17 protein-coding genes are annotated in these 18,457 nt (G+C 72.3%); 13 read left to right on the top strand and 4 right to left on the bottom strand.

From position 1 onward, the window contains the following. The first annotated feature begins 9 nt into the window (after positions 1 to 9). From ACIOD1_RS15245 to ACIOD1_RS15235, 3 genes are read left to right on the top strand one after another with little or no spacing between them, the layout of a single operon-like run. A complete protein-coding gene (locus ACIOD1_RS15245; RefSeq protein WP_365619197.1) occupies positions 10 to 924 on the top strand; it encodes a glutamate ABC transporter substrate-binding protein in 915 nt (304 codons plus the stop codon). A gap of 17 nt (positions 925 to 941) precedes the next feature. Then, positions 942 to 1,586: an amino acid ABC transporter permease gene (locus tag ACIOD1_RS15240; RefSeq protein WP_365619194.1), complete on the top strand. Its 645-nt coding sequence runs from the start codon at positions 942 to 944 to the stop codon at positions 1,584 to 1,586. Further along, on the top strand, positions 1,583 to 2,461 hold the full coding sequence (locus ACIOD1_RS15235) for an amino acid ABC transporter permease (protein WP_365619191.1): 879 nt from the start codon (positions 1,583 to 1,585) through the stop codon (positions 2,459 to 2,461). Before ACIOD1_RS15240 ends, ACIOD1_RS15235 begins: the two co-directional genes overlap by 4 nt. Positions 2,462 to 2,501: 40 nt before the next feature. Here the strand turns inward: ACIOD1_RS15235 and ACIOD1_RS15230 are convergent, their stop codons facing one another. Together ACIOD1_RS15230 and ACIOD1_RS15225 are read right to left on the bottom strand one after the other, a co-directional pair. Then, complete coding sequence (locus tag ACIOD1_RS15230) at positions 2,502 to 4,079, bottom strand: alpha/beta fold hydrolase (protein WP_365619189.1); 1,578 nt, start codon at positions 4,077 to 4,079, stop codon at positions 2,502 to 2,504. Positions 4,080 to 4,237: 158 nt separating this feature from the next. After that, a complete protein-coding gene (locus ACIOD1_RS15225; protein WP_401902612.1) occupies positions 4,238 to 5,473 on the bottom strand; it encodes an Ig-like domain-containing protein in 1,236 nt (411 codons plus the stop codon). A 393-nt stretch (positions 5,474 to 5,866) separates the two neighbouring features. Here ACIOD1_RS15225 and murJ point away from each other — a divergent pair, with 393 nt between their 5' ends. The 5 genes from murJ to ACIOD1_RS15200 are packed head-to-tail and all read left to right on the top strand — an operon-like array spanning position 5,867 to position 11,609. Beyond that, positions 5,867 to 7,540 carry a murein biosynthesis integral membrane protein MurJ gene (murJ, locus tag ACIOD1_RS15220; protein WP_401902610.1) on the top strand — a complete coding sequence of 558 codons (1,674 nt, stop codon included), beginning with the start codon at positions 5,867 to 5,869 and terminating at the stop codon, positions 7,538 to 7,540. Between the two features lie 40 nt (positions 7,541 to 7,580). Further along, positions 7,581 to 8,261: a response regulator transcription factor gene (locus ACIOD1_RS15215; protein ID WP_365619186.1), complete on the top strand. Its 681-nt coding sequence runs from the start codon at positions 7,581 to 7,583 to the stop codon at positions 8,259 to 8,261. A 10-nt stretch (positions 8,262 to 8,271) separates the two neighbouring features. Next, entirely contained in the window at positions 8,272 to 9,714 is a 1,443-nt protein-coding gene (locus ACIOD1_RS15210) for an ATP-binding protein (RefSeq protein ID WP_401902608.1), read from the top strand. Continuing rightward, the gene (locus ACIOD1_RS15205) at positions 9,711 to 10,223 is read left to right on the top strand and encodes a hypothetical protein (protein ID WP_401902605.1); all 513 of its coding nucleotides are present in this window, start codon (positions 9,711 to 9,713) and stop codon (positions 10,221 to 10,223) included. The genes ACIOD1_RS15210 and ACIOD1_RS15205 overlap by 4 nt, the downstream gene beginning before the upstream one ends. A gap of 51 nt (positions 10,224 to 10,274) precedes the next feature. Then, entirely contained in the window at positions 10,275 to 11,609 is a 1,335-nt protein-coding gene (locus ACIOD1_RS15200) for a cytochrome P450 (RefSeq protein ID WP_401902603.1), read from the top strand. On the opposite strand, the gene ACIOD1_RS15195 is transcribed toward ACIOD1_RS15200, so the two are convergent. Beyond that, positions 11,569 to 12,294: a hypothetical protein gene (locus ACIOD1_RS15195; protein ID WP_401902600.1), complete on the bottom strand. Its 726-nt coding sequence runs from the start codon at positions 12,292 to 12,294 to the stop codon at positions 11,569 to 11,571. The two genes, ACIOD1_RS15200 and ACIOD1_RS15195, sit on opposite strands and share 41 nt — an antisense overlap. A 101-nt stretch (positions 12,295 to 12,395) precedes the next feature. Between ACIOD1_RS15195 and ggt the strand changes: the two genes are divergently transcribed. Further along, positions 12,396 to 14,195, top strand: coding sequence for a gamma-glutamyltransferase (ggt, locus tag ACIOD1_RS15190; protein WP_401902599.1), 1,800 nt, complete (start codon positions 12,396 to 12,398; stop codon positions 14,193 to 14,195). Positions 14,196 to 14,282: 87 nt separating this feature from the next. On the opposite strand, the gene map is transcribed toward ggt, so the two are convergent. Continuing rightward, positions 14,283 to 15,050, bottom strand: a complete 768-nt coding sequence (gene map, locus ACIOD1_RS15185; protein WP_365619168.1) for a type I methionyl aminopeptidase — start codon at positions 15,048 to 15,050, stop codon at positions 14,283 to 14,285. A 64-nt stretch (positions 15,051 to 15,114) separates the two neighbouring features. On the opposite strand from map, the gene ACIOD1_RS15180 reads away from it, so the two are divergent. From ACIOD1_RS15180 to ACIOD1_RS15165, 4 genes are all read left to right on the top strand, one after another. Continuing rightward, entirely contained in the window at positions 15,115 to 15,366 is a 252-nt protein-coding gene (locus ACIOD1_RS15180; RefSeq protein ID WP_365619165.1) for a helix-turn-helix transcriptional regulator, read from the top strand. Positions 15,367 to 15,518: 152 nt separating this feature from the next. Then, positions 15,519 to 15,899, top strand: a complete 381-nt coding sequence (locus ACIOD1_RS15175; RefSeq protein WP_365619162.1) for a PPOX class F420-dependent oxidoreductase — start codon at positions 15,519 to 15,521, stop codon at positions 15,897 to 15,899. A 45-nt stretch (positions 15,900 to 15,944) separates the two neighbouring features. Beyond that, complete coding sequence (locus ACIOD1_RS15170; RefSeq protein ID WP_401902596.1) at positions 15,945 to 17,423, top strand: hypothetical protein; 1,479 nt, start codon at positions 15,945 to 15,947, stop codon at positions 17,421 to 17,423. Between the two features lie 167 nt (positions 17,424 to 17,590). Then, positions 17,591 to 18,433: a nitrilase-related carbon-nitrogen hydrolase gene (locus tag ACIOD1_RS15165; RefSeq protein WP_365619156.1), complete on the top strand. Its 843-nt coding sequence runs from the start codon at positions 17,591 to 17,593 to the stop codon at positions 18,431 to 18,433. The last annotated feature ends 24 nt before the right edge of the window (positions 18,434 to 18,457 follow it).

Raw genomic sequence — 18,457 nt, 5'->3', positions numbered from 1 at the left:
GGCGGCCCGATGAAGCACACCCTGTTGACCCTGCGCGCCCTCGCCCTCGCCCTGGCCCTGCTCGCCCTCGCGGCCTGCGGCAAGTCCGGCAGCCCCCCGGTCAAGGGACCCCAGCCCGAGGACCTTCCCGCGTACCGGATCGCCACCGACTTCCGGCTGCCCGAGTCGCCCACCTGGGAGCGGGCGAAGAAGCGCGGCCACCTCGTGGTCGGCGTCAAGGAGGACCAGCCGTACATGGGGGAGAAGGACCCCGCGAGCGGCCGCTACTCCGGCTTCGACATCGAGATCGCCAAGATGATGTCCGCCTCGCTGGGCTTCGACCCCAAGACCATCGAGTTCAAGACGATCGCCTCGGCCAACCGCGAGACGGCCCTGCAGAACGGCCAGATCGACTACTACGTGGGCACCTACACGATCAACGACAACCGCAAGAAGCAGGTCGGCTTCGCCGGCCCGTACTTCATGGCCGGGCAGTCCCTGCTGGTCCGCAAGGACGAGAAGGACATCAAGGGCCCCGAGGACCTCGCCGGCAAGAAGGTCTGCTCGGCTGCCGGCTCCACCCCCTACCAGCGGCTCCAGAAGGAGTTCCCGAAGGCGATCCTCGTCGCCTACGACACCTACTCGGTCTGCGTGGACAACCTGCTCACCTACCAGGTCGACGCCGTCTCCACCGACGACTCCATCCTCCTCGGCTATGCCGCCAAGGTCCCCGACGAACTCAAGGTGGTCGGCAAGCCCTTCTCCCAGGAGCCCTACGGCGTCGGCGTCCCGCGTTCGGACAACGCGCTGCGCTTCGCCCTCGACGACGCCCTCGCCGCGCACGAGAAGAACGGCGACTGGAAGAAGGCCTACGAGGTCACGCTCGGCCTCTCCGGAGAGCCGGCCCCGACCCCGCCGCCCATCGACCGCTACCCGGCGGGCTGAGGGGAGTACGCACCGCGATGAAAGTACTGACCGACAACTTCGCCCTGTACGGCGAGGGCTTCCTCGGGACCGTCGAACTGACCGTCTACGCCTCCCTGCTCGCCCTGGTCCTGGGCTTCGTCATGGCCTCCTTCCGGGTCGCGCCCATCGGCTCCCTGCGGGTCCTCGGCACGGTCTGGGTGACGGTCCTGCGCAACACCCCGCTCACCCTGTTGTTCTTCGCCGTCCTGCTGGGCCTGCCCCGCTTCGGACTGGTCCTGCCCTTCCAGCTCTTCGCCGTCCTCGCGCTGGGCTGCTACACCTCCGCGTTCATCTGCGAGGTGCTGCGCTCGGGCATCAACACCGTCCCCAAGGGGCAGGGCGAGGCCGCCCGCAGCCTCGGCATGTCCTTCGGTCAGACCCTCGGCACGGTGGTCCTGCCCCAGTCCTTCCGGTCGGTGATCCCGCCCATCGGCTCGACCCTGATCGCCCTGGCCAAGAACTCCGCCATCGCCGGCGCCTTCAGCGTCACGGAGTTGCTGGGCACCTACAAGACCCTCAACGAGCTGGGCTACAGCATCGTCTGGACCTTCGTCTGGATCGCCGTCGGATACCTGATCATCACCCTGTCCATCAGCGCGCTCTTCCACGTGCTGGAGAAGCGCTACGGAGTCGCCCGATGACCGCGCACGCGCTCCACGGGGACACGCAGTCCACCGCCCTCTACGACATCCCGGGACCCCAGGCCCGCAAGCGGCACCTGCTCTACGGGATCGGCTCCACGGTGGTGATCCTCGCGCTGCTGGGCTGGATCCTCTACCTGCTCTTCGAAACCGACCAGTTCACCTCCGCCAAGTGGAGCCCCTTCACCTACGAGGGCATCCAGGAGCTGCTGCTCAGGGGCCTGGGCAACACCCTCAAGGCCTTCGCGTACGCGGCGGTTCTCTCGTTGCTGCTGGGGGCGGTGCTCGCCACGGGCCGGCTGTCGGTGCACCGGCCCCTGCGCTGGTTGGCGACGCTGTGCGTGGAGTTCTTCCGGGCCATGCCGGTCCTGGTGATGATCTTCTTCATCTTCGTGGCGCTCAAGGTGCAGCCGCTGCCCGCCCTGGTGGCCGGGCTGACCCTGTACAACGGGTCGGTGCTGGCCGAGGTCTTCCGTACGGGCATCAACGCCGTGGAGAGGGGCCAGGGCGAGGCGGCGTACGCGCTCGGCATGCGCAAGACGCAGGTCATGGCCCACGTCCTCGCCCCGCAGGCGGTGCGGGCGATGCTCCCCACGATCATCAGCCAGTTGGTCGTGGCCCTCAAGGACACCTCGCTGGGATTCCTGATCACCTACGAGGAGTTCCTGCACGCGGGCAAGCTGATCGCCTCGAACCTGGACTACGACCTGCCCTTCATCCCGGTCGTGATGATCATCTCGCCGATCTACATCGGCATGTGCATGCTGCTGTCCTGGTTCGCCACCTGGGTGGCCCGGCGCGAGCGCCACAGCCCCAAGACCACGGCGGTGGACATCGTCCCCACCGATCCGGAAACGGCACTGCCGGAGAGGTGAGGGCGGGGACGGGCCGTCCCCGCCCGGCGGCAGTCGTGGATCACTGCTCGCGCAGCGGCACCGAGACCCAACTGGGATCGGTCCGCGGCGAGGAGAAGGTCAGCTGCGCGCCCGAGGGATTGTGCTCGATGTAGAGCGGGTCGACCGTGTCCACGACGAGGGCGAGCCGGTGGCCCTCGGGCACGTCGTAGGCGGTGGAGAAGAGATCCAGGTCCACCGCGAACGACTGCCCGGGGGTCTTCCCGTGGAAGGTGTACGGGGCGTTGCTGACCAACTTGCCGATGCCCAGGGGGCCGACGTCGTAGAGGTACGCCACGAAGGTGCCGTCGCCCTTGGTGGGCGTGACGGTGGTGTGCAGGCGGGCCGTGCCGCGGACGCGGCGCTCGCGGTCATAGCGGCCGGACTGCCAGACCGCGGCGAAGGACCGGGGCAGGAGCGGGACCGACACCGTCGGGGGCGCCTTGAAGAACTGGTCGAGGACGCTGGAGAGCAGCACCACTCCGCCGTTGGCCCCCGAGTCGATGTTGGCGAAGACGTGCTTGCTGTCGTCGAGCGCGATCTTCTCGGATCCGCCGGAGCCCACCGACTTCCAGTCGGCGTAGTTCTCGTAGCCGCTGTCGGTACGGGACTTGATGCGCACCGGGGCCTCGGTGTCGACGCCGTTGCGCTCGCCCTTGAGGTAGCGGTCGAACCAGCGGTGGGCGCTGGTCCAGGTGTCGTTGGGCAGGCCGAGCAGGCCGGTGCCCTCGGCGGTGGCGTGGTCGCCGGGGCGCAGTTCCAGGCGCTTGGGGCCGGTGAGCTTCTCGAAGAAGGAGGCGTACTGGTTGGGCGGGAAGATGGTGTCGCCCCAGGCGTTGCCCAGCATGATCGCGGCGCCGTTGGCGTTGATCCGGTCGATCTGTTCGACGGCGGAACGCTCGCGGCCCCAGTCGATCATCGCCTGCTCGTTCTCCAGCTTCGAGCCGAGGAAGTCGCCCAGGACCTTCTGGAGTTCGGGGCCGGGCCGGCCGGTGAGGTAACCGGCGCCGCCGAGCAGCCCGGCGGCCTGGAGGTGCTGGGTGCGGCCGGAGTAGATGGACTCGATCAGGTCGGCCCAGCCGCTGAGCGCGACCACGGCCTTGATCCGGGGATCGTGGGCGGAGGCCTGGAGGCTGATGCCGGCGCCGTAGGAGACCCCGCCGAGGCCCACGTGGTCCGGGTCGGCCGGGGTGGTGGCCAGGGCCCAGTCGATGACGGCGGAGACGTCCGCGATGTCGGCGCGGCCGGCGGTCTCGATCTCGCCGCCGGAGAGCCAGAAGCCGCGCGAGGTGTAGGAGACCACCACGTAGCCGGCGTCGGCGAGTTGCCTGGCCTGGACGATGTATTCGATCTGCGGCATGCCCCAACTGGTGGGCAGCACGATCAGCGGGAACTTCTGGCCGGCCTTGGCGCCCGCCGGGGTGAAGACGTTGCCCTTGAGCGTGATGCCGCCGGAGCCGGGGATGTCGTGGAAACGCAGCTCGGGGGAGGCTGCGGTGGTGGCGGTGGGGGCCGCCTGGGCCTGGTGGGGGGCCAGGCCCAGGGCGGCTGCCGTGAGCACGGCCGCCACGGCTGCTGCGGTGTGGGGGCGGAGTGCCATCGATCGCTCCTCGCGTACGCCGGGGTCCGAAGTGACCCGACGGTAACGGGGGAGGCTTACCGCTGGTAACCCGTGAGTAAGTTACGTAGCGGTAACAATTGAACGAGAGTCAGTCGCGCGGCCGGAGGAGGCGGCTCTCCGGCCGCGCGCCCGCCGGATCAGCCGGCCTGCGTACCGCCGGCCTGGCTCTTGGCCTTCCAGGCGTCCCACGACAGGTTCCACTCGCCGTACCCGTTGCCCAGGTCGGCATTGCCCTTGGAGCCCTCGCCGACCACCTCGAAGGGGTCGCCCACCTGTACCTGCCCGTAGAAGGACTTGGCCTCGGCGTCGCTCATGCCCACGCAGCCGGAACTGGTGTTGGCGTTGCCGAAGTTGGCGTTGTTCCACGGGGCGGCGTGGACGTACATGCCCGACCAGGTCAGCCGCATCGAGTAGTCGACCATCTTGTCGTAGGAGTTGCCCAGGCCCACCGTCTGGGAGTCCATCCGGATGGTGCCCTCCTTGGCCATCAGCACCATCTTCCCGGACCAGGAGGCCTTCTGGCCGCCGGGCGTGCCCGCGGAGACCGGAATGGTCTTCACGACCCGACCGTCCTCGGACACCGACATCTCCTTGGTGGCGAGGTCGACCTCCATGCGGCGGTCCTTGCCCACCTTGAACTCGGTGGTGTAATCACGGGCGAAGAGGCCGCCCCCCGAACCGGAGTCCACGCCGTTCAGGTTCATTTCCACCTTCACGTCGGTACCGGACTTCCAGTGCTCCCTGGGCCGCCAGTCCACCCGGTCGTTCCCGGAGTAGTCCTTGACCCAACCCCAGGACCCCTCGGTGTTGTTCGAGGTGGTGACCTTCAGCTGCTTCTCGACCTCGGCCTTGTTCTTCACCGGATTGTCGAAGACGAGCGAGACGGGCATCGCCACACCCACCGTGCTGCCCTTGGGAATGTTGATCGAGACCTTGTTCACCTTGTCGGCGGCCGAGGTCTTGAACTGTGCGCTCGCGCCGCGACTTTCGGTGTCCTGGGCCTCGACCTTGTAATCGGTGCCCGGCGAGGCATTGCGCTCGGAGGTCCAGGTCTTCCCGTCGGCGGATATCCGCCCGGGCATCTCCCCGCCCTTGGCGTCCGTCACCTTCACCTGCGCCAACGTGCCGTCGGCCAGGGTCACCGTCACCGGCTCACCGGCCTTGACCTGGTCGCCCGTCAACTTCACTGCGACCGCCATGGCCGGTTTCCCCTTCGCCCCCGCCTTGCCGTCCGCACCCGCGCCGGAGCCGGTGCTCCCGCAGGCGGTGAGCGCGGCGGCCAGCAGCGCGGCTCCTCCGGCGAGCGCGACGTGGCGTCCGCGCCCCCGGGGGAACGGACGGCGTGGCAGTGCGGTACGACGTGTACGGCTCAACGAAAACCCCTCCGAAGTAAAGATCGTCCATAAGCAAGGAGCGAACGTGACGACGTTAGGTTGCCCAAATCACCGAATTTATCTTTTTTCTCCTTGTGACATGGGCCGCAGCCGAATCGTCGCCGCTCGGTCACAAAGAAAGTGGGCGGAATGCCGGAGAAAGGACCTTCGGCGCGCAGCGAAGGCCGAAAGGCCCTACCGGTGAGGGGAACTCGCCCGGCAGTGGTCCCGCCGGCGGCCCGGGGTACCCTCCACACTCGAAACGCTCGGCGAAACGGGAGAGACCTCGATGGACGGCCACACCAACTCCGCGCTCCACACGGGCGCGTGTGTCCGCCCGTTCTCTCCGGTCCGCCCGTTCCCTCCGGTCCGCCCGCTCCGTCCGGTCCGCCCGTGACGGACATCGACACCAGGACGACCGACGCCGACGCCGGGGTCCCGGGCCGGACCACCGCCCGGCCCCGGTCCGGATCCACGTCCGTGCTGCGCAGCGGCGCGCTCATGGCGGCCGGGTCCGTCGTCTCCCGCGCCACCGGCTTCCTGCGCTCCGCCATGGTCGTCGCCGCCCTCGGCAGCGGGATCCGCGCCGACGGCTACGCCGTCGCCAACACGGTCCCGAACATCATCTACATGCTGCTCGTCGGCGGAGCCCTCAACGCCGTCTTCGTCCCCGAACTGGTGCGCGCCGCCAAGGAGCACGAGGACGGCGGTGCCGCCTACACCGACCGGCTGCTGACGGCCTGCGCGGTGGCCCTCGTCGCGCTCACCACCGTCGCCGTCCTCGCCGGTCCGCTGATCGTCGGCCTGTACGCCCCCCGCTACACCGGCACCGACCTGAGCACCACCGTCGCCCTGGCCCGGTACTGCCTCCCGCAGATCCTCTTCTACGGGCTCTTCACCCTCCTCGGACAAGTGCTCAACGCCCGCGGCCGGTTCGGCGCCATGATGTGGACGCCGGTCCTCAACAACCTCGTCGTCATCGGCGTGTTCGGACTCTTCCTTCAGCTCACCCACGGGGGCTCCGAGAGCCTCTCCGACGGCGAGATCCGCCTCCTCGGACTCGGCACCACCGCGGGCATAGTGATCCAGGCCCTCGCCCTGGTCCCCTCGCTGCGGGCCGCGCGCTTCCGCTGGCGACCCCGCTTCGACTGGCGCGGCAGCGGCCTCGCCCGCCCCCTGCGCAACGCGGGCTGGCTGGTCGTGCTCGTGCTCACCAACCAGATCGCCTACTGGGTGGTGACCAGGCTCTCCACCTCCGTCGGCCACGAAGCCGACGGATCCGGTTACGCCGCCTACACCTATGCCTACCAGCTGTGGGTCGTCCCGCAGGGCATCGTCACCGTCTCCCTGGTGACCGCCCTCATGCCCCGGATGAGCGCGGCGGCCGACGAGGGCGACCTCGCCTCCGTCCGTGCGGACATCTCCTACGCGCTGCGCGCCGGCGCCGCCTTCGTCGTCCCGGCCGCCGCGGCCTTCGCCGCGCTCGCCCCCTGGCTGATGGACTGCGCCGCCGGATACGGGGAGAACACCCCCGCCGACGTCCGGGTCATGGCCGGCATGCTGATCGCCTTCGCCCCCGGCCTGATCGGCTTCTGCGCGCAGTACGTGCTCTCGCGCGGCTTCTACGCCCTCTCGGACACCAGGACGCCGTTCTTCCTCAACCTGGTCGTCGTCGCCCTGAACGCGGCCCTGAGCTACGCCGCCTACCTCCTGCTGCCCACCCGCTGGGCCGTGACCGGGATGGCCGCCTCCTCCGCCGTCGCCTTCACGGCGGGCGCCGCCATGACCGGGTACGCCCTCGCCCGCCGGCTCGGCCCGCGCGCCGGTGGCCGGGGCGGACGCCCCGCCACGGCCCTGCGCACCCACCTGCGCCTCCTCACCGCCTGCCTGCCCGCGGGCGCCGCCGGCCACGGGGTCGCCCGGGCCGTCGACGGCCTCGGGCCGTTCGCCGCGGCCGGGGCGGGAACCGCGGTGGTCGCCCTGGTCGTCGTACTCCTCGCCAGGCCCCTCGGCCTGACGGAGATCACCGATCTGCTGGACTCCCTCAAACGGAAGATCGGCCGTTAGCGGGACGAACGCACAGCAAACCCCCTGGGATACTGACCGGATGCCACGCGTACTGCTGATCGAGGACGACCCTTCCATCCGGGAGGGCGTGGCACTCGGCCTACGCCGCAGAGGACACGAGGTGAGCGCCGCCGAGACGGGCGAGGACGGGCTGCGCCGCATGTCGGACTTCCACCCCGAGCTGGTCCTGCTCGACCTCATGCTCCCCGGGATCAACGGGGTCCAGGTCTGCCGCCGCATCCGCGAGGTCAGCGAGGTCCCGATCATCATGCTCACCGCGCGCGGCGACGACTTCGACATCGTCGTCGGCCTGGAGGCCGGCGCCGACGACTACATCGTCAAACCCGCCCGCACCGAGATCATCGAGGCCCGCATCAAGGCCGTGCTGCGCCGCCTCGGCGACCCCTTCGGCCGCCCCGAGGTGGACCGGCACGGCGAGCTGGCCGTCGACCGGGCCGGGCTGACCGTCTCCAAGAACGGCGTACGCGTGCCCCTCGCCCCCAGCGAGATCAAACTCCTGATGCACCTGTCCGCCTCGCCCGAGCAGGTCTTCTCCCGCCAGCAACTGCTGGAGTACGTGTGGGAGCACAGCTACCACGCCGACGCCCGCCTCGTGGACGCCTGCGTACGCCGACTCCGCCACAAGATCGAGGACCCCGACGCGGCCCCCCGCTACATACAGACCGTGCGGGGCTTCGGCTACCGCTTCGGACCGCTGTAGGGGTCCGACCATGCGAAACCCGGCCCGCCTCGGGCTGCGCACCCGCCTGATCGCCGCCTTCCTCCTGGTGGCCGCGATCAGCGCCGTCAGCACCGCCGCCCTCACCTACCAACAGGCTCGCACCGCGATCCTCAAGCAGAGCCAGGACACCGCCGTCAGCACCCTGCGCGACCAGTTGGAGGCCCAGACCCTGGCGCTGCCCATGGACCGGGAGCAACTCCAGCGCATCGTCAACGAGATCGGCAAGCGCGGGAAACCGCACTTCTGGACGGTGTACGCCGAATACGGCACCCTGCGGATCTCCTCCTCCAACGCGCCCACCTCGGCGCTGCTCACCGAAACCCTCCGCGAGCAGGTCTCCTCCCACCCCCACGGGGCCTTCCAACGGGTGGAGGACGCCAAGGGCGAGCCCTACCTGACCATCGGCATGCCGGCCGTCTTCGCCGCCAACGGCTCCCGCCAGGCGACCGGCGTCACCCTCTACGCCGTGATGCCCCTGTTCCTGGAGCAGCAGACCGTCGACGCCATGGTCCAGGCCGCCCGGCAGGGCGCCATCCCCGGCCTCGCCATCGCCGTGATCCCCGCCCTCCTCGCGGCCCGCAGCGTGCTGCGCCCGGTACGGGACATGCGGCGCGCCGCCGAACGCCTCGGCCGGGGCCGCCTCGACACCCGCATCGAGGTCAAGGGCTCCGACGAACTGGCCGGGCTCGGCCGCACCTTCAACGAGACCGCCCGCGCCCTGGAGCAGTCGGTGGCCGAGCTGCGCGAGGCCGAGACCAGGGCCCGCCGCTTCGCCTCCGACGTCTCCCACGAGCTGCGCACCCCGCTCGCCGGCATGCTCGCCGTCACCGAGGTCCTCGACGAGGACGCCGAGGAACTCGGTCCCGACACCGCCAAGGCCCTGCACCTGATCAGCTCCGAGACCGGAAAGCTGGCCGTGCTCGTCGAGGACCTCATGGAGATGTCCCGCTTCGACTCCCGCGCCGCCGAGCTCAACCTGGACGACGTGGACGTCGGCGAGGCCGTCGAGAAGAGCCTGGAGCGCCGCCACTGGGACGACGAGCGGGTGAGCACCGACCTCCCGGAGGGCGTCCGGGCCCGGCTCGACCCGCGCCGCTTCGACGTGATCCTCGCCAATCTCGTCGGCAACGCCCTGCGGCACGGCGACGCCCCCGTACGGGTCAGCGTCCGCACCGCCGCCGCCCCCGAGGGCGAGCGTCTGCTGATCGAGGTCGCCGACAGCGGCCCCGGGATCGCCGCAGAGGTGATGCCGCACGTCTTCGACCGCTTCTTCAAGGCCGACGCCGCCCGTACCCGCTCGGCCGGCAGCGGACTCGGCCTCGCCATCACCCGGGAGAACGTCCGCCTCCACGGCGGCACCCTGCGCGCCGCCAACGCGCCCGCCGGGGGAGCCGTCTTCACCTTCGACATGCCCCTGGAGGCTGGCCCGTGACCCGCCCCCGGACCGCAGCGGTCACCCTCGCGCTCCTGCTCCCGCTCGCCGCCCCGCTCCTGGCGGGCTGCGGGATCAAGCCCACCGGGGTGGTCGAGAGCGGAGCCCCCGCGAAGGTCGAGGTGGCCTCGCCCGGCGGCGCGCCGATGGCCTACTTCGTCGGCCCCGACGGCCGGCTCGTCCCCTCGCCCGCGATCAAGGACCCGACCGTCGGGCCCGGCACCGGCTTGGCGCGCCTCCTGCTGGGCCCCGGTCCGACCGAACGGGAAGCGGGCATCGGGACCCGGCTGCCCGGGGTCTCCACGGACGCGGCGATCAGGTCCGGCCCCGCCTACCTGGGGGCCGGACGGTTCGAGGTCCGCCTCCCCTTCGACGTCGGGCCACTGGAGCCGCTCGCCCGCAGCCAGATCGTCTGCACCGCCCTGTCCGGCCTCGGCACGCAGGTCGAGGTGATCCTGAGCGGACCGGACACGCAGCTGCCCGCCGCCCGCTGCGACATCGGCGCCTGACCCCCGGGGGGCGTCTTGCGCGGCCCCGGCGCGGACGCCACCGTGTGGGCCATGGAACGAGCCGCAGAAGACCCCGGGGCCCGCGCGTCCCGCGCCGCCGATCCCGGCGCGACCGCCGATCCCGGCGCCCCCGCCATCCCCGCCGTCCCCGACGTGTTCGACCCCCGTGTCTACGCCGGGGGCGTCCCGCACGCCCGCTACCGGCTGATGCGCGACCACCACCCCGTGGCCCGGCAGGAGGAGCCGGAGATCGACGGTTGGCCCGCCGGACCGGGCTTCTGGGCCGTCACCCGGCACGCCGACGTGGTCCGGGTGCTGCGCGACCACACCACGTACTCCTCCTGGCTCGGCGCCACCCAGATCCGCGACCCCGACCCCGCCGACCTGCCCTTCCTGCGCCGCACCATGCTCAACCAGGACCCGCCCGCCCACGGCCGGCTGCGCCGCCTGGTGGCCCGCGCCTTCACCCCCGCCCGCGTCGACGCCTTCGGGAGCCGGGTCCGCGACCGCGCCCGTACGCTCCTGGCCGAGGCCCGCGCGGGGGCCGAGGACGGCGCCGCTGACCTGGTCACCGCCGTCACCGACGAGTACGCCCTGCTCAACCTCACCGACCTGCTGGGCGTCCCGGCCTCCGACCGGGGGCTGCTGCTGGAGTGGACCGTGCGCGTCATCGGCTACCAGGACCCCGAGGACGCCCCCGCGCCGCTCCTCGGCCCCGACGGCAAGCCGCTCGACCCGCGCTCCCCGGCCCTGCTCGGCGAGATGTTCGACTACGCCCGCGCACTGGCCGCCCACAAACGGACCCACCCCGGCGAGGACGTGATGACCGCCCTGGCCCTCGCCGAACTGGAGCCGGGCGAGCTGGAGATGTTCTTCTTCCTGCTGACCGTCGCCGGCAACGACACCGTCCGCGGCGCGGCGCCCGGCGGACTGCTCGCCCTCGCCCGCCCCCCCGACGCCTACCGGCGCCTCGCCTGCGGCGAGGTCCCCACGGACCGGGCCGTCGAGGAGCTGCTGCGGGTGCACCCGCCCGTGCTGAGCTTCCGCCGCACCGCCGGCGTGGACACCGAACTGGCGGGCGCCCCAATCCGGGCCGGGGACAAGGTCGTGGTCTTCCACGCCTCCGCCAACCACGACGAACGCGTCTTCGCCGACCCCCACCGCCTCGACCTCGGCCGCTCCCCGAACCCGCACGTCTCCTTCGGCGACGGCCCGCACGTCTGCCTCGGCGCCCACTTCGCCCGGCTCCAACTGCGCACCCTCTACGAGGAGTGGCGCGCCGCCATGCCCGCTCCCGAACTCGCGGGCGAGCCGCGCCGGTTGGTGTCCAACTTCATCAACGGGATCACGCGGCTGCCGCTACGGGTGTCCGGGCCGCCCGCGTGACGTCCCCGACCAGCTCCGTCACGTCCGGCCCGTAGGCGTCCGAGTTGACCACCCTGAGCAGGACGCAGAAGGAGTCGTCGCCGTACTTGCGCTCCAACTCCCGGTGGTTGCGCGCCAGGTAGCGGGCTCCGGCTTGGTTGCTGTTGGCGGTCTGCCCCGACACCAGGAACACCGGCCGGGTGCCCCGCTGCGTCACCAACCGCGCCAGCAGCACGTACTCGGCGACGCCCCTCTCCCAGCGGTACGTCTCCCCGCCCACGCCGATCGCCCCGCGATCCGGTCCCGGCTCGGTCGACACGTCCACCCGCACCCCCGGCAGCAGCGAGGCGAGGTGCGCCGTCGTGCGGGAGTTGGAGACGGGGCCGCCCACGCAGAACTCGGCGCGCTCGCCGAACCCCTGCCGGGCGGCGTCGTGGGTGACGATCTGCACGTTCGCCCCGCAGTCGCGGATCAGCGACGATATCTCCAACAGGGCGAAGGCGTCGTTGCGGTGCAGCGAGGAATCGGTCCCGCCCATCTGGCGGTTCACCACGAACAGGCAGTCCGAGCCGGTCGGCAACCCGAAGAAGGCCTGCTTGCGGCGCAGGGCGCGACGCCACAGGTAGGTCCGGGAGAACCAGCCGAACCCACCGCTGATCGCGGTCGCCATCACCCCGAGCACGATGTTGCGCATGTCGTCGTTCATGCGGCGGATGGTAGTCGCCGGGTGACCTTCCTGACGCGGGGGGCGCCGTGAAGTTAGGCTGCCGCAGCCGGACCTGACCGGCCGTCGACTGGAGGAACCGGATGCGCATTCCCGCCGCCCGTCAGTTAGCCCTCGTCGCCCTCGCCGGTGCCCTCGTCTCCACGGGCGCCGCCGCGCCGCCGGGGCAGGCCCCCGCCCCGCCCAAGGTGCCCGTCGCCGCCGGCTACGGAGGCGCCGTGGCCAGCGTCGACGCCGACGCCTCCGCCGTGGGCATCGCGGTGCTGCGCGCCGGCGGCAACGCCGTGGACGCGGCCGTCGCGGTCGCCGCCGCCCTCGGGGTCACCGAGCCCTACTCCGCCGGGATCGGCGGGGGCGGCTACTTCGTGTACTACGACGCGAAGACCCGGCGCGTGCAGACCATCGACGGCCGCGAGACCGCCCCCGCGAGCGCGACCGCCGGCCTGTTCCAGGAGAACGGCGTCCCCATCCCCTTCGAGCAGGGCCAGACCAGCGGCCGCTCCGTCGGCGTCCCCGGCACCCCTGCCACCTGGAAGAGCGCCCTCGACACCTGGGGCACGCGCTCGCTGGGCCAACTCCTGCGCCCCGCCGAGAAGCTGGCCCGCGACGGCTTCACGGTCGACCCCACCTTCCGGGCCCAGACCCAGCTGAACCAGGACCGCTTCAAGGACTTCCCCGCCACCGCGAAGCTCTTCCTGCCCGGCGGGCAGCTCCCCGTGGTCGGCTCCACCTTCAAGAACCCCGACCTCGCCGCGACCTACGCCGAGCTGGCCCGCAAGGGCACGGGCGCCGTCTACCGGGGGCCCCTCGCCGAGGACATCGTCCGGGCCGTGCGCAAGCCCCCCGTGGACCCGGCCGCGACCCGCGTCGTCCGCTCCGGCGACCTGACCGCCGCCGACCTGCGCGCGTACGGCGTCAAGCGGCAGGCCCCCACCCGGGTGGGCTACCGGGGCCTGGACGTGTACAGCATGGCCCCCTCCTCCTCCGGCGGCACGACGGTGGGGGAGGCGCTGAACATCCTGGAGCGAACCGACCTGTCGAAGCTGACCGAGGCCCAGTACCTGCACCGCTACATCGAGGCCTCGCGGATCTCCTTCGCCGACCGGGGCCGTTGGGTCGCCGACCCGGCCGCCGAGTCCGTCCCGACCCGGGAGCTGCTCTCCCAGTCGTACGCGGACACGCGGGCCTGCCTGATCACGCCGGACCGGGCCCTGACCAGCCCGCTGGCCCCCGGAGACCCCAGGAACCCCGCGCCCTGCGCCACCACCGGGCAGGCCGCGCCGACCACCTACGAGGGCGAGAACACCACGCACCTGACGGTCGCCGACCGCTGGGGCAACGTGGTCTCCTACACCCTGACCATCGAGTCCACGGGCGGCAGCGCCATCACCGTCCCGGGTCGGGGCTTCCTGCTCAACAACGAGCTGACCGACTTCTCCTTCGCCCCGGCCGCCCCCGGGGTCCCGGATCCGAACCTGCCCGGACCGGGCAAGCGACCGCGCTCCTCGATGTCCCCGACCATCGTCCTGGAGGACGGCCGCCCGCTCCTCGCCGTCGGCTCCCCGGGCGGCGCGACCATCATCACCACCGTCCTGCAGACCCTGACCGGTCACCTGGACCGGGGGCTGCCGCTGGTCGACGCCATCGCGGCCCCGCGCGCGAGCCAGCGCAACCAGACCACCACCGAGCTGGAACCGGGCCTGTGGAACAGCCCGGTCCGCGGCGAACTGGAGGCGCTGGGCCACGGTTTCCGGCAGAACCCGGAGATCGGCGCCGCGACCGGGGTCCAGCGGCTCCCGGACGGCCGCTGGCTGGCGGCGGCCGAACCCACCCGCCGGGGCGGAGGCTCGGCCCAGGTGGTCCGCCCCGCGGGCAGGCCGTAGGTCGTCGGCGGGCCGTGGCGCCCCGTCGGGCCATCGGCCGGCCGGAACGCCGGGCGGCAGGACCTCCGAGACCTCGGGCGGCGGGACCTACAGCGCGGTCAGGACGCGCGGGCCGTTCGCGGTGATCGCCACCGTGTGTTCGGCGTGGGCGGCGCGGGAGCCGTCCACCGTGCGCAGGGTCCAGCCGTCCGGGTCGCAGGTGTAGTCGTCCGTGCCGCCCGCGACCAGCATCGGCTCGATCGCGAGGACCATGCCGGGGCGCAGCTTCATGCCGCGCCCCGGCGGGCCCTCGTTGGGGACGCCCGGGTCCTCGTGCATGCTCCGGCCGATGCCGTGGCCGCCGAAACCGTCCGGGATGCCGTAGCCGGCCGCGCGGCACACCGTGCCGACGGCGTGCGCGATGTCGCCGATCCGGTTGCCGGGGACGGCGGCGGCGATGCCCGCCGCGAGGGCCTCCTCGGCGGTCCGGATCAGCCGCAGGTCGGCGGGGCGGGCTTGGCCGACCGTGAAGCTGACGGCGGAGTCGCCGACCCAACCGCCCAGTTCCGCCCCGCAGTCGATGCTGACCAGGTCGCCGTCGCGCAGCAGGTAGTCGTCCGGGATGCCGTGCACGATGGCGTCGTTGACCGAGGCGCACACCACCGCCGGGAAGGGGACCGGCGCGAACTGCGGCCGGTACCCCAGGAAGGGAGAGGTCGCCCCGGCCTCCCGCAGCACCGCGCGCGCCGTGCCGTCCAGCTCCCGCAGGGAGACGCCCACCCGGGCGTGTTCCCGTACGGCCGCCAACGCCTGCGCGACCACCCGGCCGGCGAGGCGCATCTTCTCGATGGATTCATCTGTCTTGATCTTCACCATGCCAATAACTATACCGGTATAACTTTACCGGGATACTAATTGGGGTCCGGGGTAGGATGGGGCCATGGTCCGAACCCCCCTGACTCCCGAAGAGCGCGAGCGCGGCGAACGCCTCGGCGCACTGCTGCGCCAAGCCCGCGGCGCCCGCAGCATGGTCGAGGTCGCGGCCGGCGCCGGGCTCTCCGCCGAGACCCTCCGCAAGATCGAGACGGGCCGGGCACCCACCCCCGCCTTCTTCACCGTCGCCGCCCTCGCCCAGGCGCTCGGCCTCTCCCTGGACGACGTGCTGCGCCGCTGCGCCCTCGTCCCCGTCTGACCCGGGCACCGGCGCCCTTCCGTATACCCGTCATGTCCGTCGCCCGGTGGAGCGGACCCGGCCGGCCGGGCCCTTCGGCCCCTTCCTGGCCCGGGCAGGCCCTGACCCACGGCGCACCGGGCGACTTCGACGGCACGCCCTAAGGTCGGGCCATGACACTCGAAGATCTGGGCCGGGCCCGGTACGTGAACCTCACGACCTTCCGGAAGGACGGCACGCCCGTGGCCACCCCCGTCTGGGCGGTGGCCGACGGCGGTGAGCTGTACGTATGGACGCGCAGCGACTCCTGGAAGGTCAAGCGCATCCGCAACGACGCCCGCGTCACCGTGGCCCCCTGCGACATGCGCGGGCGCCCGGTGGAGGGGGCGGTCGCCATCGAGGGGCGGGCGCGCCTGCTCGACGGGGAGGGGCTGGCCCGGGTGCGGAAGCTGATGACGCGCAAGTACACCTGGCAGTTCTGGATGCTGGACGTGCCCGCCACGTTGGCCCGCCGGGGGAAGCGCCCGCACACCGGGATCGCCGTCAAGCTTTGAGACTCCCGTAGCCCGCCCGTAACACGGGTGCGGTGCAATGCGGGGATGGAGACGCCGACTACGCTGGTGATCGGGCAACTCGCCGAGTACGTACGGGAATTGACGCGCAGGCTGGATCCCTCGGCGGGCTGGTACGGGGAGTTCCTGCGGCGGGACCCCGAGGGCATGCGGGCCTGCGCCGACGGGGTCGCGATGCCCCCCTGGGACGTGCTGGAGTCCCTGCTCGGGGACCTCCCGGGGGAGCCCGACGCCGTGGCCCGGGAGAGCGCCTACGCCGCCGGGCTGCGCGCCGCCGCCGTCGCCGTCTGGGACACCCTGCCCGGCGGCGCGGGGGAACTGCGCGCGCTGCTCGCCGCCGCCGAGGAGCAACGGGCCGCGACCCGGGAGGCGCTGCGGACCCTGTCCGCCCGGCTCGACCGGACGGAGGACCCGGTGGGGGCCGCCGCCCTGACCCGGGAGCTGGCCTGGAGCCGGGACGACGAGGCGCGCGCCGCCGCGCGGTACGCGGACCTGGTGGCCCGCTCGCAGGCACTGGCCGCCCTCACCGTCGGGAGCGCACCCCGGACCCCGGACCCGACGGGCCGACCGCACGGGGAGCCGGCCGCGGGGCCTTACGGGGAGCCCGCCCCCGGGCCGTACACGGACCCCGCCCCCGGGCCGTGGCCGCTCGCGGACGCCTCCGCGGGGCCCGGGCGCTCCGAGCCCGGGCCCGCCTCCGAGGGCGCCCCGCCCCCGCAGGCACCGCCCGCCCCGCAGTCGCCGGCGGAGCCCCTGCCCGCCGTGCCCCGCCAGCGCGAGGGGCGGTGGCTGCGCGGAGCCCGCCGCACCGGTGGGGCCCGGTACGCGGGAGCCCCCGCGGCCGAAGCCCCGATCCCCGCACCGGCGCCGGCGCTCCCGGCCCCGCGCGGGGCCCGCTTCGGCCACCTCGACCCCGGACCGGCCGCCGAGGTCGCGCCGGCCCCCGCCCCGGCCGAGGTCGCCCCCGCCGAGCCGCCCGCCCCGGCCCGCCCCGACCTCGTCGGCCACCTGCTCGCGCTGCGGGCCCAGGGCCGCACCGGCGAGGCCCACGTCCTGCTGTGCGAGGCCGCCGCCGGGCCCGCCTCGCGGTTGCCCGGCCTCGCCGTCGAACTGGGCCGCGCCGGGCTCGCCGCCGACTGGGCCACCCTGTTGTGGGAGGCGGCCTCCCTCCCGCCCGGCGGGCTCGCCGCGGCCGCCGCCGCGCTCGGGGACGCGGGCCGGGACGCCGACTGCGAGCGGCTGCTGCGCCAGGGCGTGGCCCGCCCCGCCGCGGAGGTCGCCGAGGCCGCCCTCGTGCTGGGCGGCGCCGGTCGGGACCACGAGGCCCTGCTCCTGCTCGGCGCGTTCGTCGGGCTGCGCACCGCCGAGGAGGCCGCCGCGCTGGCCCGCCACGAGCCGCAGTGGTTCGCCCCCCGGCTGCTGCACGCGGCCCGTTCCCTGCCCGGTACCCGCTACCGGGACCTGACCCACGCCCTGCGCGTCGCCGGCCTCCCGGTCGATGCCTGATCCGCCCGTCTGTTGATCGGAAACGATCGCGTGGAGACGTAACTTGATCGACTACTCCAACCGCGCATGGTGGTCTTGCCCCGGGCTGTGACGAGGCCTACCTTCGACTCCCTACGGACACCGTCTACGTGCGTAGAACTCGGCGTTCCCGTCGCGAGGAGCAGCTCATGGCCCAAGTCGTCCGCGCCGCACTCGTCCAGGCCACCTGGACCGGAGACACCGAGTCGATGATCGCGAAGCACGAGGAGCACGCCCGTCGGGCTGCCGCCCAGGGTGCGAAGATCATCGGCTTCCAGGAGGTCTTCAACGCCCCCTACTTCTGTCAGGTCCAGGAGCCCGAGCACTACCGCTGGGCCGAGGCCGTCCCCGACGGCCCCACGGTCAGCCGGATGCGGGAGCTGGCCCGGGAGACCGGCATGGTGATCGTCGTACCGGTCTTCGAGCTGGAGTCCGAGGGTTTCTACTACAACACCGCCGCCGTCATCGACGCCGACGGGAGCTACCTGGGCAAGTACCGCAAGCACCACATCCCCCAGGTCAAGGGCTTCTGGGAGAAGTACTACTTCCGCCCGGGCAACCTCGGCTGGCCGGTCTTCGACACCGCCGTCGGCAAGGTCGGCGTCAACATCTGCTACGACCGCCACTTCCCCGAGGGCTGGCGCGCGCTCGGCCTCGCCGGAGCCCAACTGGTCTTCAACCCCTCCGCCACCTCCCGCGGTCTGTCGGCCTACCTGTGGAAGCTGGAACAGCCCGCCTCCGCCGTCGCCAACGAGTACTTCATCGCCGCCATCAACCGCGTCGGCCAAGAGGAGTACGGCGACAACGAGTTCTACGGCACCAGCTACTTCGTGGACCCGCGCGGACAGTTCGTCGGAGAGGTGGCGAGCGACAAGGAGGAGGAACTCCTCGTCCGGGACCTCGACTTCGACCTGATCAAGGAGGTCCGCGACCAGTGGGCCTTCTACCGCGACCGCCGCCCCGACGCCTACGGAGGGCTCGTACAGCCGTGAGCAACCCCATCCCCCTGCACAGCC

This window comes from Streptomyces sp. NPDC088097, from assembly GCF_044741845.1.
Taxonomy (GTDB): Bacteria; Actinomycetota; Actinomycetes; order Streptomycetales; family Streptomycetaceae; genus Streptomyces.
The sequence above is the reverse complement of the archived record's forward strand: the minus strand, read 5'-3'. Positions and strand labels throughout refer to the sequence as shown.

Coding starts and splice junctions, on each gene's coding strand:
- ACIOD1_RS15175 (WP_365619162.1), top strand. CDS start 15,519: ATGACACTCGAAGATCTGGGCCGGGCCCGGTACGTGAACCTCACGACC.
- ACIOD1_RS15170 (WP_401902596.1), top strand. CDS start 15,945: ATGGAGACGCCGACTACGCTGGTGATCGGGCAACTCGCCGAGTACGTA.
- ACIOD1_RS15165 (WP_365619156.1), top strand. CDS start 17,591: ATGGCCCAAGTCGTCCGCGCCGCACTCGTCCAGGCCACCTGGACCGGA.
- ACIOD1_RS15245 (WP_365619197.1), top strand. CDS start 10: ATGAAGCACACCCTGTTGACCCTGCGCGCCCTCGCCCTCGCCCTGGCC.
- ACIOD1_RS15200 (WP_401902603.1), top strand. CDS start 10,275: ATGGAACGAGCCGCAGAAGACCCCGGGGCCCGCGCGTCCCGCGCCGCC.
- ACIOD1_RS15195 (WP_401902600.1), bottom strand. CDS start 12,294: ATGAACGACGACATGCGCAACATCGTGCTCGGGGTGATGGCGACCGCG.
- ACIOD1_RS15210 (WP_401902608.1), top strand. CDS start 8,272: ATGCGAAACCCGGCCCGCCTCGGGCTGCGCACCCGCCTGATCGCCGCC.
- ACIOD1_RS15240 (WP_365619194.1), top strand. CDS start 942: ATGAAAGTACTGACCGACAACTTCGCCCTGTACGGCGAGGGCTTCCTC.
- ACIOD1_RS15235 (WP_365619191.1), top strand. CDS start 1,583: ATGACCGCGCACGCGCTCCACGGGGACACGCAGTCCACCGCCCTCTAC.
- ACIOD1_RS15180 (WP_365619165.1), top strand. CDS start 15,115: ATGGTCCGAACCCCCCTGACTCCCGAAGAGCGCGAGCGCGGCGAACGC.
- map (WP_365619168.1), bottom strand. CDS start 15,050: ATGGTGAAGATCAAGACAGATGAATCCATCGAGAAGATGCGCCTCGCC.
- ggt (WP_401902599.1), top strand. CDS start 12,396: ATGCGCATTCCCGCCGCCCGTCAGTTAGCCCTCGTCGCCCTCGCCGGT.
- ACIOD1_RS15230 (WP_365619189.1), bottom strand. CDS start 4,079: ATGGCACTCCGCCCCCACACCGCAGCAGCCGTGGCGGCCGTGCTCACG.
- ACIOD1_RS15215 (WP_365619186.1), top strand. CDS start 7,581: ATGCCACGCGTACTGCTGATCGAGGACGACCCTTCCATCCGGGAGGGC.